Genomic DNA, 13738 nt, shown 5'->3' with positions numbered 1-13738 from the left:
AATCTACAAAAGACATGTTTAAAAAATTTATAAAACGCCCCGTTCTGGCCATTGTCATTTCGGTCATTATCCTATTTGTCGGGGGGCTATCCATAAAACAACTACCCATTTCGCAGTTTCCACAAATTGCGCCTACTACTGTAAATATTTTTATTGCCTATCCTGGCTCCAGTGCCGAAGTATTGGTGAATTCTACTTTAATTCCTTTGGAAACCGCCATAAACGGTGTGCAAGGCATGCGCTATATCGCTTCTGATGCCACCAGTGCCGGCGAAGCCACCGTACGTGTTATTTTCGAGCCGGGTACCGACCCCAACCAAGCCGTAGTGAGGGTAAAAACCCGTGTGGACCAAGTGATGCCCTTACTGCCCGAACTGGTGCAACGCGAAGGCGTTATCATTACACCAATCCAACCCAGTATGCTCATGTACGTTAACCTGTCGAGTACCGACAAGAATAACGACGAAAAGTTTCTTTACAACTATGCCTACACCAAAATCATTCCCGAAATTCAACGTATAAACGGTATTGCCAGTGCCCAAATATTGGGTAGCCGCAAATATGCCATGCGGGTTTGGCTGAAACCAGACCGTATGCGTGCTTATAATATTTCAGCCGAAGAGGTGCTCGAAGCCATGGAAGAGCAAAGTATTTTAGCGCGCCCCGGCCGATTGGGAAGGAGCTCGGGGATTACCTCCCAATCTTTGGAATATGTACTGACCTACCAAAACCGGTACAACGAACCCGACCAATACAAGGAAATCATTATTCGGGCCAACAAAGAAGGCGAAATCATCAAACTGGCCGATATTGCCGATGTAAAACTGGGCAGTGAATTTTTCGATATTTATTCGAATTTAGACGGAAAACCGTCGGCATCCATCGTTTTAAAACAAACATTTGGCAGTAATGGTAGCGATGTCATCGATGCCGTAAAGGAAAAGTTGGCCGAACTGGAACAGGAACTGCCGCCTAACGTCGATTTTCAGATCAGTTATGATGTATCCAATTTTCTTGATGCTTCCATAGAACAAGTGTTGCACACCTTACGGGATGCCTTTATCCTTGTAGCCATTGTGGTATTTTTATTTTTGGGCGATTGGCGCTCTACGTTAATCCCCATTATCGCTGTGCCCGTATCATTGGTTGGCGCCTTTTTCGTCATGCAAATCTTTGGGCTGTCCATAAACTTGATAACCCTTTTCGCATTGGTTTTGGCCATTGGTATTGTGGTCGATGATGCCATTGTAGTGGTTGAGGCCGTACATGTAAAAATGGAAGAAGAACACTTAACCCCCTACAAAGCCTCGTATGCTGTGGTGGGCGAAATTGGTGGTGCCATTATCGCCATTACATTGGTTATGGTTTCGGTATTTATACCCATTTCGTTCATGACAGGCCCCGTTGGCGTGTTTTACAGACAGTTTTCCATAACTATGGCTGGTGCTATTGTCATTTCGGCATTGGTCGCCTTAACCCTCACCCCAGTGCTTTGTGCCATGATTTTGAAGCACAACAACGGCAAAAAACGAAAAACTCCAATTGATAAATTCATTGACTGGTTTAACGGCGGATTTGAAAAATTAACCGGAAAGTATGTTAAGGTTTTGAATAAAATTGTAGCCAGAAGGGTTTTAACCTTTGGACTGCTAATTGCGTTCTGTACTGGTATTTTTATCACCAACAAAGTGCTTCCATCGGGGTTTATTCCCAATGAAGACCAAGGTATGATTTACGCCATTATTCAAACCCCTCCAGGTGCCACCTTAGAGCGTACCAACGAAGTCGCCAGAAAACTGCAAGCCATCTGTGAGGTAACCGAAGGCGTTGAGTCTGTTTCTTCTTTGGCCGGTTACGAAATCATGACCGAAGGCCGGGGCTCAAACGCAGGGACCTGCCTCATTAACCTAAAACCATGGTCTGAACGCCATCATTCGGTTCACGAGATTATGGAAGAATTGGAAGAGGAAACCAAAGACCTCGGTGCTATAATTGAATATTTCGAGCCACCAGCCGTTCCCGGGTTTGGTTCTTCCGGCGGATTCGCATTGCGTTTATTGGACAAAACCAATTCAACGGACTATCACAAGTTTGAAAAAATCAATTCCGATTTTATGGATGCCTTGTCACAGCGCAAGGAACTGTCTGGTTTGTTCACGTTTTTCTCAGCGCAATACCCACAATACGAGCTAAAAATCAATAACAAAATAGCCATGCAAAAAGGGGTAACCATTGCCAAGGCTATGGAAAACCTAAATATCTTAATAGGCAGCACCTACGAACAAGGATTTATCCGCTTCGGAAGGTTTTTTAAGGTTTATACACAAGCGGCGCCTTCCTATAGACGAATCCCAACTGATTTGGAAAAATTATTTGTAAAGAACGAAGAAGGCGAAATGGTGCCTTATTCGGCATTTATGTCCATCGAAAAGAAACTTGGCCCAAATGAAATTACACGATACAATTTATATAATTCTGCTGCCATTAGAGGGTTGCCCGCTGCGGGTTTCACCAGTGGCGATGCCATACAAGCCATTAAAGAAGTGGCAGCGCAAAAATTGCCCAGAGGTTACGATATAGCTTGGGAAGGCCTTTCTTTTGACGAAGCCAGAAGAGGCAACGAATCACTGTACATTTTTATTGTGGTACTCGTTTTTGTGTATTTTGTTTTGGCTGCCCAATACGAAAGTTTCATTTTGCCCCTTACCGTTATTTTATCTTTGCCCGTTGGGGTTTTCGGCTCATTCCTCTTTTTAAAAATGATGGGGCTGGCCAACGATGTTTATGCCCAAATAGGGGTAATCATGTTGGTTGGCCTTTTAGGCAAAAACGCCGTATTAATTGTTGAATATGCGGTACAGAAACACCAGCAGGGCGCTACAGTTTTAGAAGCAGCCATTGAAGGTGCCAAAGCCAGATTCAGGCCTGTTTTAATGACTTCATTTGCCTTTATCGCTGGGTTGATTCCCCTCGTTATAGCCACTGGTGCCGGTGCCATTGGAAACAGAACCATTGGCGGGTCTGCGATGGGCGGTATGCTTATTGGTACTCTATTCGGGGTGTTGTTAATCCCAGGGCTGTATTTTGTTTTTGCTAAACTTTCGGAAGGCAGAAGTTTGATTAAGGACGAATCCAGCGAACCACTTTCAGAAGAATTCATTCGAAATAGCGAAGCCGAAAACCAAACAAAAATCAATACGGCAAGCATTGGCAAGCTTACCAAACTATTGAAAAAACTCACTAAAAAAAGAAACAATGAATAGATCTAAAAAATCATTGAAATGCCTTACCCCTTTTTGGAGCGGCACACTCATCATACTTTTTATGTATGCCTGTGTGCCCACCAAAACCGTAAGAGAAGCGAACCTCGCTGTACCAGAGACGTTCCAAAATCAAATAACGGACACATCCAACACGGCCAACGTTAATTGGAAGGTTTTTTTTTCGGATCCTAATTTGCAAACGTTAATAGATACGGCTTTGTCCAACAACCAAGAGTTGAATATTATGCTGCAAAGCATCGATATGGCCAAAAACGAAATACAGGCTAAAAAAGGGGAATACCTGCCGTTTGTTGGTGTTTCGGCAGGTGCCGACACTGAAAAGGTAGGCGAGTACACCCGAAACGGTGTCGTTGAAAAAAATCTGGATATTGAGGAAGGTAAAGCTTTCCCCGAGCCGCTATCTAATTTTTCAGCAGGTTTGAAGGCGTCATGGGAACTCGATATTTGGAAAAAAATGCGCAATGAAAAAAAGGCTGCCGTTTTGGAATATTTAGCTTCCGTTGAGGGCAAAAATTTTATGGTTACCCAATTGGTTTCAGAAATTGCTAGTGCATATTATGAACTTATGGCTTTGGATAATCAACTGGACATCATCAAACAAAACCTAGCCATTCAACAAAACGCCCTTAAAATGGTGAAACTTCAAAAACAAGCAGCAAGAGCCACACAATTGGCCGTAAGGCGTTTTGAGGCCGAAGTTTTAAAAAACCAGAGCAACAAATACAACATCGAACAACGTATTGTCGAAACCGAAAATGCCATCAACTTTTTGGTGGGTAGGTTTCCGCAGCACGTAAAACGAAGTTCGCAAGGTTTTACGGAGCTTTCAATAAAATCTCTCGATGCCGGCATTCCTTCGCAGTTGCTGCAAAACCGGCCCGATATTAAGAAAGCAGAATTAGAGCTCTCGGCAGCGAAACTTAGCGTAAAGGCCACGAAAGCTAATTTTTTCCCGTCCATTGGCATTAAGGCAGGAATTGGGCTAGAGGCATTTCAAACCAAATTTTTAACGCACACGCCACAATCTTTGGCTTACTCGTTGGCAGGCGATTTGGTGGCGCCTTTAATCAATAGAAACGCCATAAAAGTGGAATATAAAAATGCGACCGACAAGCAGTTACAAGCTATTTTTGAATACGAAAAATCTATTTTAAATGCTTATATCGAAGTAGTCAACCAAGTGTTGAATGTTGAAAAACTCAACCAAAGTTATAAATTGAAGGAAGACCAAGTTGAAGCTTTAACCGAATCTATTGAGCTATCGATAAAATTATTTAAATCGGCCCGTGCCGAATACACCGAAGTGTTGTTGACACAGCGTGAGGCACTGGATTCCAAAATTGAAATTATCGAAACCAAAAGAGACCAGCTTCTGGCCAACCTAAAACTGTACCAAGCTTTAGGTGGCGGCTGGAAATAATATAAATCAACTTAGGAAACCTATTTTATTAAAAATTCTCATTGTAATTTTAGTTATAACTTGTTTTTAATAAAACCTTATTTGAAATATTATGAAATCATATTTACAATAAGATTGTTACATAACCCGTTTATAAAAGCTAAAAATCTTCATAGGGATTTCTTCATAAAAAACGCACCTATATTTTAGGTGCGTTTTTTTAATTGTTGCTACTGGTTTTTAGAGTTCTGAATATCACCAAACCAAACCTATTAGGTTTAAGTGTTTCCGTAATAAAACCATTTAATTACGATAGACTACGCTTTGGATTTTTCCATGTTAGATTTTACCCATAGTAGCCAACTATATTCCTAACTAATTATTTTAACGGGTTTGTAAATGAGAGACACTGGAAATATGCACAAACTTTTTGGTTTATAATATGGATTAAATTTTAAAAAAGCCTTTGCCCCCCTCACCCTCTACTTATTATATTGGCTTTTGCTATTTTTTCAATTTGATGCTCCCAATTAGCTCCACTGATATCTGTGATCTTTAGAGTATATGTTCCTTTTGGCAAACTACTTAAAGATTCCTTTTCTAAATTTAGTTTTGCTTTTGCCCCTAATGGTACAATTAAACTATGTTTGCCTGGCTTAATTTTAGCTACATAATGGTTTGATATCCTCATTTTATTCAAAGTTGCTAAATCTTCTTGGGTATACTCTATTATTGTGTTGTTTTTATTGTCATATAATTCAATTCCAATAACCCAAGAACCATAAACATCTACTCCTTCGGTCCTAAAGACATCAAAACTAAGGGTGTTATTTTGAATTTCACCATTAGTTATTTCAAGTTTTGGTTTTACTGATTTATTATGAAGCGTTCCCCAAAGTCCGCCATGAAATACTTGATTAGTCATTAAGGTCATTCCAAAAATAAATAGTGAACCTATTAATACGACTTTAGGAAAAATACGCTCTTTAATCGGTAAAATTCCTGAACCGAACCAACTAAACCATTTCTTTTTGGTAAAAGCAAAATTGTTTTTTATAAGATAACTGTCCAGAGAGTATTTTCCACTGCCAGTTAAAAATAAAACAAAACCTGTAGCTATTCCTAACACACCAATCTGCCATTCATCTAAGCATGTTGTACCTATCCAGCCCGAAGCAAGAAGGATGCCCATAGCTAAACTAAATACGCCAATACTCATAAATCGAGTGAATAACCCAAATAATATAAATAACCCTACAATACCTTCAACAATGGTAAATATTACCATATTTACCCAAAGCACATCTGGGTTCTCCACCAAGTATTGGATAATAGGTTTTATACCTAAAGCATTCGGTAAAAAAGCGTTAAACTTTTCGCCAATATATCCTGTTACTTCTGGATCTAATTTGTCGACTAATACGGTTCTTCTCCAAAATGCCGAAAAATACGTCCAACCTACTACTAATCTTAATGCCAGAGTTAAAAGTCCTGCATCATTTTTTATGTTTACTGTTTTCATAATTTATTAGATGGTAAGTGTGATAAAACCTTTCTTAGTAAGTTGAAAGCCATATAAAATACCATTAGGAGTTATTTCAAGATTACTACTAGGTAATGTTTCAGGATTAATATTAAATTTTGAAAGTGAAATACCGCATACAAAAACGTTTACCTTTTGGGCTTTTGCCTTTTCCAGCAGTGCATTAAAATCTGGATTGTTTGAAATGTCTTTCACTGTTTTACCGCAAATAATTACATAAAACGCTCCATATTTTTCCCCGTCTTCCTTTGCCAATTCATTGGCCGTTAATAAAACAGGTTTGAGTTGTTGTATGTTTTTTGAAAGCACTAAATAATTATTCTTTTTAAGGTTAATATTTTGTGCCTGTAATTGAGAGGTTCCGAATAGTAAAAGGAATATTGTTGTTATAAATAGGATTGAATTTTTCATTGTTTTTGAATTTTTTAATTTGAATTAATACTAAAAAAAAGAAGCCCACCAAGTATGGCTACATTCTTAAAAAGTGGACCTATAGTTGTCATTTGCCCAACCTGTACTGTTAGCGTAATAGGAATTAAAACGGCTATTAATACTATTGAGACCATTTTCGTTTTAAAGCCAAGAAGTAATGAAATGCCTGCAATTAGCATTACAATTCCTGAGAGAATCACAGCTATTTCTGGTGTTCCTAGAATGTTTCCAATAAAACCCATTGAGGAGTTTTCTATTCTGCTCACCGTTTTTTCGGTATTAAAAAAATGATTAGTGCTTGCTATTATAAAAATTAGGCTAAGCATAATGCGAAGTATAACCACAGATTTGTAGCTAACTTCAAGTGTTTTTTCTTGAAATTTCATTTAATATATTTGTAATTGATTGCTATATAGCAGTAATAACAACTGCTTTATGTTTTCTTATTTAGAAAAGCAATTACGAATAGACCTTGAGGTTCTGATATAAAATATAGAGAGGAACATCAGCAACCTGTTGGTTTCTTGATGTATTAAGATTGAAAGCATTCCTAAGTAAATAGGTAGTAAAATCAAAATGAGAAGCTTCCGAAATTAGAAAGTTCGGTTGCAGAACAATTGGCTTTGTGATAGTCTGAATAGTTTCAGAAAACTCAAAAGTCTGGCAATTTGATTCTGAAATTGTAGACTGACTCTTGTTTAAGACTTTGGTTTGAGGAATCCCTAATTCATCTTGAATAAAATTCCTAACCTTACAAGGCGAAAGTAGTAGTAGCAAAACAAGCCCAAATATGGACAAGATTAAATTCATTTTATGTATTTTACTCTTCTCTTTCACTATTTGCAAAAATAGATACATTTTTTCAAGAATTATGTTATTTTTTTCTTAATAAAATTTAACTATAAATTGTTTTTCTTGCTTAGAATCCTAATGTATTCTCCGAATTTTATAATTCTAAACTTGACTTGTCAATAATTGAGAAATTTAAGAACAAGAAATTAAAAGCAATACAAAAAAGACATTTATAAAATAGGTAATAAGAACATTAAGGATTTGAGGATAAAAGGTAGTATCTCACTAAGTGTGTAAAGTTTAAATATCGAGGGTTAACAGCTCTCGATATTTTTTTGTTTAATTTTAAATTTTATACACTTATGAAGAAAGAAGATTTTCTAAACGACGACTTTTTAAAACAGTTCAAAACAGGAGACGAACTAACCTCCTTTCTAAAATCCATCCAAAAGCGGGGCATTGAAAAGATGCTTGAAGGCGAGCTTGATGCGCATCTGGATTATGAAAGGCACCAACAATCCGATAACAGCAATACCCGTAACGGTTACGCTTCCAAAAAGATAAAAACGGCATTGGGCGAGACCAATATTAAAGTTCCCAGAGACCGAGAAGCCTCTTTTAACCCCATGCTCGTCCCTAAACGCACCAACATGGTCGATGGCATAGAAAATGTGATTATCAGCCTTTATGCTAAGGGCATGAGTAATTCCGATATCGAAGAACAGATCCGTGAAGTCTACGATTTTGATGTATCCCATCCACCATATCCCGCATCACGGATAAAGTTACCAATGATATTGTTGCCTGGCAGAACAGGCCATTGGAGCCCGTATATTTAATTACTTGGATGGATGGCATTGTATTTAAGGTTCGGGAGAACTCCAAAGTCATTAACAAAACCATGTACATTGCCGTAGGACTACGTAGAGACGGTAAAAAGGAAGTCCTAGGGCTTTGGCTGGGTAAGAATGAATCGGCACCTTTTGGATGAGTGTACTAACCGATATGAAAGCCAGAGGCGTTCAGGATTTGCTTATCACGGCCACAGATAATCTTAACGGTTTTACCGACACCATTAAAAACGTTTTTCCTGAATCCAAGACCCAAATCTGTGTGGTGCATCAAATTAGAAATGCTTGTCGCTATGTGGTTTGGAAGGACAAGAAGGAGTTTACAAAGGATATGAAAAGCATCTATGATGCACCTACCAAAAGCGCAGCAAAAGCCGCTCTGGAGGACTTTGCCCAGAAATGGGAACACAAGTACTCTTACGCTATTAAAAGCTGGAGGGACAACTGGGAAGAACTTACAGCTTTCTATGAATTCCCTTTAGAAATCAGAAAAATCATTTACACTACGAACCTTATTGAAAACCTTAATGGAAAAATCAGAAAATACACTAAAAACAAACTCTCATTCCCAACAGATGAAGCTGTTATGAAATCCACTTTTTTAGCCATTAGAGAGGCTACCAAGAAATGGTCGATGCCCATTAGGAACTGGGGCATTATTTTAAACCAGTTTTTGACTATATTTGAAAAAAGGGTCCGGCTTTAATTAAGCCAAACCCTCGATTTATAACTTACACACTTTTCGGGATAGTGTCGGATAAAAAAAACCTCCCTTAAAGAGAGGTTTCCTTAAATCCTTAAATTCCTTGAAATCTTTATTGCAGATTTTGAGTTTTGGATGTTACCAGCTCATACACACAAGGAATCACAATTAAATTTAAAAATGTTGCAGTTAATAGACCGCCTAAAATAACCACCGCCATTGGGCTTTGTATTTCACTACCAGGTTGTCCGCCTTTTAAGGCTAATGGAATTAATGCCAATCCTGTAGTAAAGGCAGTCATTAAAATAGGGTTTAATCTATCCAACGCGCCTGCTTTAATGAGGTCTATTCCTATTTTACCTTCTTGTCGTAAATCTTCGTATCGTGATACCAAGAGAATACCATTTCTGGTAGCAATACCAAATAAGCTGATAAACCCAATGGTTGCTGCAATACTTACAATTCCTGATGTAAAATACACAATGAGAATACCACCAATCAATGCTAATGGTAAGTTAATCAATACTACAAACGCCAGTTTGGTATTTTTAAACTCATAATACAATAACAAAAATATGATACCAATGGCTAAAATAGCTGTTATCAATAACAGTTGAGAGGCTTTAGATTCGCTTTCAAACTGTCCGCCATATTGTACACGATAGCCTTCAGGAAGATTGATGGTGTTGTTTACGACCTCTTCAATCTCGTTTACGGCACTTCGTAAATCCCTGCCTTGTACATTGGCTGCAATGACGATTTTACGTTGTACATCTTCACGACTAATAGAATTTGGACTACTTACTGACGCAATGGTTGCTAATTCCCCTAAAACCGTTTGTCCGCCATTTGGTAAGCTAATCAAGGTGTTTTTGAAGTTTTCGATGTTATCACGAAACGGTTTTTCATAACGCACTACCAAATCAAAATACTGTTGACCTTCGTAGATTTCGCCTACTTCCTCACCTGCAAAAGCAATATCGACCTGTTCCATTACATCGCCAACGGTCATACCATAAGCTGCTAAAATTTGACGTTTTGGTTTTATGCGTATTTGTGGCACTTCAATTTGTTGGTCAACCGCTACGTCTGCCAATCCATCAATGGATTTGATGTTTTGCTCTACTTGTTTACCCAATTCAAATAAACGCTGTAAATCTGAACCAAAAATCTTGATTGCGATATTGGCACGAGTACCCGATAACATATGGTCAATTCGGTGTGCAATAGGTTGTCCAAGGGTGATATTTACACCTGGTACAACGCTTAACTTGGTGCGGACTTCCTCAAAAAATTCCTCTTTGGTTTTATCTTCCAAAGTAAACGGAACATCAATTTCGGCAGCATTAACGCCTTGTGCGTGTTCATCCAATTCTGCGCGTCCTGTTCTTCGTGTGACAACCTCTACTTCGGGCATTTCCAATAACAAGGTTTCTACTTGCTTTCCTGTTTTGTTGCTCTCTTCTAACGACATTCCCGGTGGACCTACCACACTGATTACCAACGAACCTTCATTAAATTCAGGTAAAAAACTTCTTCCTAATTGGGTTGATAAAACAATACTCAATATAAAAGCAATCACTGTAACCGTAATTACGGTTTTAGGAATTTTAATCACCTTATCTAATGTTGAAGCATACCGTTTTTGCAACCATTGTTCTACTTTAGTGCCTTCTGCCTGTTTGTTGAGCAGTTTTTCATTGTTCAATAAATAGGAACATAGTACAGGTGTTACAGTGACTGCCACAATCAAAGATGTTAATACTGATGTTACAAACGCAATCCCAAGTGGTTGTAACAATCGTCCTTCCATACCGCTCAAAAAGAATAAAGGCACAAATGACACAATTATGATTAAGGTAGCAATGATAATGGAACTACGGATTTCTACCGAAGCATCACGTACCACTGTAATAATAGATTGTTGTTCCGATTTAGGTAATCGGCTATTTTCACGCAGACGTTTATAAACGTTTTCTACATCAATAATAGCATCATCTACCAACGCACCAATTGCAATAGCCATACCACCTAAACTCATTGTGTTAATGGTGTATCCCATTAATTTTAAGATGATAATCGACACCAATAATGAAATTGGAATTGCCAACAGCGAAATAACTGTTGTACGCCAGTTCATTAGGAAAATAAAGAGTACAATCACTACAAAAAATGCGCCTTCTAAAAGCGTCATATTCAGGTTGCTTATAGATGCTTCTATAAAATCGGATTGTCTAAAGATTTGGCTTTTGATGTCTACACCTTTTGGTAAGGTTTTTTGTAAATCGGCAATAGCTTCATCTAACTGTTCTGTTAATTTTAAGGTATTAACATCAGGTTGTTTTGAAATGGTGAGAATTACCGATTCTTTTCCATTCAATGAGCCATCACCAATTTTATCAGATGCTCCAATTTGAACGGTTGCGACATCTTTAATTTTAATGGTCTGTCCGTTGATTTGTTTTACGACTGCTTCTTGTAAATCTTCCAATGCATAAGCTCTACCGCTTCCCTTGATGATGTATTGATTGCCGTATTGGTTCACGACACCACCAGGTGCATTAACATTGGCTTCCTTAACGTGTTCTACCAACTCCGATAAACTCACATTGTAATGCTTCATTTTTTCAGGATTGGCAAATACTTGGTATTGCTTGTATTCGCCACCGATTACTACCACATTGGCAATACCGCCAATTGCTTTGATGCGTGGTCTTATGGTCCAATCAGATAATGTTCGCAATTCCATAGGTGATAAACTATCGGATGTTACACCCAAAAGCATTATCTCGCCCATAATGGATGAAATAGGTGCCATTGTTGGTGCTCCGATACCTTCAGGTAGATTTTCTCGTACCATTGGGATGCGCTCACTTACAATTTGTCGCGCTTTGTAAATATCTGTACCCCATTCAAACTCCACCCAAACAATGGAAATACCTGCCGCTGATGACGAACGAATACGCCTTACATTGGGCGAACCGTTTAAAGCAGTTTCTAATTGGTAGGTAACGAGTTTTTCTACTTCTTCCGATTCCATTCCGTGTGCTTCGGTAAGAATCGTTACCGTTGGTGCAGTTAGGTCTGGAAACACATCTACGTTCATTGTTTTGGCATAATACACACCTAAAACGCTCAACACCACCGCAGCCAAAAGTACCAACAAACGGTTGTGCAGTGAACTATTTAATATTTTAGTTAACATACTGTTTGCGTTTTAGTGTTCGTGTCCGTGAGCAGGTGTAGAACCTGACATTGATGCCATTTTTACCTGATATGCTCCTGTTGTAACGACCACATCGCCAACCTGCAACCCTTTTAAAACCTCAACATTTTTGCCATTGCGTTTACCGATGGTAATTGGTCGTCTTTCAAAACTTTCACCAGAGAGTTGCACCATTACCGAATAGTTGCCGTAATCTTCCAATAAAGCTGCTTCTGGAACAATTGTGGTTTGTGTACCGTTACCCATAGCAATTTGTACTTGGGTTAGTCTACCATCTGGAACATTTATCATATCATTTACTTTGGCGAATACCGAAATGAGTGGGCTATCTCTTTCTACATCTTTTGAAATGGATAGTATTTCACCTTGAGCATCTGAAATGCTTTTCCAGTTGCCTGTTTCGGTTTGATACCATACATCTTTGATGTTTTGCATTGTTAACCCGTAGGTAGGTGCTATTTGCGATTTCAACACTTTGGATTCTTCCGTTGCCACGCTAATCAACATATCGCCTTGTGAGGCATATTGTCCGTTTGAAACATTAACAGTTCTAATAAAACCATTGAAAGGTGCGCGAATTTGTTTGCTCCCACCAGAAACACCCGAAGCGATGGATTGGTACTGTGATTTGGCAATCGCATAATTGCTTTCAACCTTTTCAAACTCCGATTTAGGAATAATCTTGTCATTATAAAGTTCTTTCTTACGGTTGTACTCTGATGTGGCTTGGTCGTAATTGGCTTTTGCTTTAGCAACTTCTGCACTTAAATTGTTGGTTGCTAATCCTTGACTGCTCACATTTAACAGCAATTGCCCTTGTTTGACTTCCATACCTTCGGTAAGGTTGGTAGTCGCAAAATTTACTGTACCGTTTGCTGTTGCCACCATTGTTTTTACAGAACCCTGTGCAGGTTGCCAAACACCAGATGTTTTGATAACATCAAAAATTTCGCCATTCGTGACTGGTGCTGTTTGAAAATCTATTTGCCAAGCCTGTTCCTTTAAAAATGAAATGGAAGCGTCTTCACCGGCTTCACCCACAGCTTTTTTGGCTTCATCCAAATTGGCATACACCATTACATCTTCAATAATAATGTTATCCTTGTATTGCGGTGTAGAAAGGTCGAAAACCAATTGATGAACGCCTGATTGATTCGGTTGAATGATAGGCGAAAAAATACCAGGTGATGATAGTGCTTCGGCAGTTGCACGAAGTCCTTTATCTCCTTTTATCAAACTTACTGTTACTGAACCTTCACGAACAGGTTGGTGTTTGTCCATCACTGTAAAATGGGCTGCAAATTTGCTGGGTTGCCCAACGATTAAAACAGGAAATTCCACAAACAACTCGGTTTTATCTGTCCAAATGGTATAATCTAATCGAGGAATTTCATCGCCTACGTGACTGCCATCAGGATTGTGGGCGTAATCTTCTTCGTGATTTTGTTTACAAGCTATTGCCATTAAGGCAAGCACAATTATAAAATACTTTTTCATTACTGCTATTT

Annotated in this window: 7 protein-coding genes and 1 pseudogene; 3 read left to right on the top strand and 5 right to left on the bottom strand. The window is 38.6% G+C overall.

Annotation, left to right across the window (positions count from 1 at the left end; all coding sequences use genetic code 11):
* The first annotated feature begins 14 nt into the window (after nt 1–14).
* Complete coding sequence (locus ABI125_08365; protein ID XCF04742.1) at nt 15–3263, top strand: efflux RND transporter permease subunit; 3249 nt, start codon at nt 15–17, stop codon at nt 3261–3263.
* Complete coding sequence (locus ABI125_08360) at nt 3256–4704, top strand: TolC family protein (protein XCF04741.1); 1449 nt, start codon at nt 3256–3258, stop codon at nt 4702–4704. Before ABI125_08365 ends, ABI125_08360 begins: the two co-directional genes overlap by 8 nt.
* 454 nt (nt 4705–5158) lie before the next feature.
* Here ABI125_08360 and ABI125_08355 read toward each other — a convergent pair whose 3' ends face one another.
* Genes ABI125_08355 through ABI125_08345 form a run of 3 tightly spaced genes read right to left on the bottom strand, consistent with a single transcriptional unit; the run spans nt 5159 to nt 7044 of the window.
* Nucleotides 5159–6205 (bottom strand): TQO small subunit DoxD, encoded by a 1047-nt coding sequence (locus ABI125_08355; protein XCF04740.1) that lies wholly within the window; start codon nt 6203–6205, stop codon nt 5159–5161.
* Nucleotides 6206–6211: 6 nt separating this feature from the next.
* Nucleotides 6212–6637 (bottom strand): sulfur reduction protein DsrE, encoded by a 426-nt coding sequence (locus ABI125_08350; GenBank protein XCF04739.1) that lies wholly within the window; start codon nt 6635–6637, stop codon nt 6212–6214.
* Nucleotides 6638–6651: 14 nt separating this feature from the next.
* Nucleotides 6652–7044 carry a DoxX family protein gene (locus ABI125_08345; GenBank protein ID XCF04738.1) on the bottom strand — a complete coding sequence of 131 codons (393 nt, stop codon included), beginning with the start codon at nt 7042–7044 and terminating at the stop codon, nt 6652–6654.
* A gap of 768 nt (nt 7045–7812) precedes the next feature.
* Between ABI125_08345 and ABI125_08340 the strand changes: the two are divergent.
* A pseudogene (locus ABI125_08340) lies at nt 7813–9007 on the top strand (IS256 family transposase).
* 109 nt (nt 9008–9116) lie between these two features.
* On the opposite strand, the gene ABI125_08335 reads toward ABI125_08340, so the two are convergent.
* Both ABI125_08335 and ABI125_08330 read right to left on the bottom strand, forming a co-directional pair.
* Nucleotides 9117–12209, bottom strand: coding sequence for an efflux RND transporter permease subunit (locus ABI125_08335; GenBank protein XCF07857.1), 3093 nt, complete (start codon nt 12207–12209; stop codon nt 9117–9119).
* 12 nt (nt 12210–12221) lie between these two features.
* Nucleotides 12222–13727: an efflux RND transporter periplasmic adaptor subunit gene (locus ABI125_08330; protein XCF07856.1), complete on the bottom strand. Its 1506-nt coding sequence runs from the start codon at nt 13725–13727 to the stop codon at nt 12222–12224.
* Nucleotides 13728–13738: the final 11 nt, after the last annotated feature.

Origin of the sequence: Tamlana crocina, from assembly GCA_040429635.1 — a bacterium.
Lineage (GTDB): Bacteria > Bacteroidota > Bacteroidia > Flavobacteriales > Flavobacteriaceae > Flavisericum > Flavisericum crocinum.
Note: the sequence above shows the minus strand (reverse complement) of the source record. Positions and strands in the feature narration are given on the sequence as shown.

Bases quoted from the DNA above. Each gene is read 5' to 3' on its own strand.
- ABI125_08330 (XCF07856.1), bottom strand. From the start codon at position 13,727: ATGAAAAAGTATTTTATAATTGTGCTTGCCTTAATGGCAATAGCTTGT.
- ABI125_08355 (XCF04740.1), bottom strand. From the start codon at position 6,205: ATGAAAACAGTAAACATAAAAAATGATGCAGGACTTTTAACTCTGGCA.
- ABI125_08345 (XCF04738.1), bottom strand. From the start codon at position 7,044: ATGAAATTTCAAGAAAAAACACTTGAAGTTAGCTACAAATCTGTGGTT.
- ABI125_08365 (XCF04742.1), top strand. From the start codon at position 15: ATGTTTAAAAAATTTATAAAACGCCCCGTTCTGGCCATTGTCATTTCG.
- ABI125_08360 (XCF04741.1), top strand. From the start codon at position 3,256: ATGAATAGATCTAAAAAATCATTGAAATGCCTTACCCCTTTTTGGAGC.
- ABI125_08350 (XCF04739.1), bottom strand. From the start codon at position 6,637: ATGAAAAATTCAATCCTATTTATAACAACAATATTCCTTTTACTATTC.
- ABI125_08335 (XCF07857.1), bottom strand. From the start codon at position 12,209: ATGTTAACTAAAATATTAAATAGTTCACTGCACAACCGTTTGTTGGTA.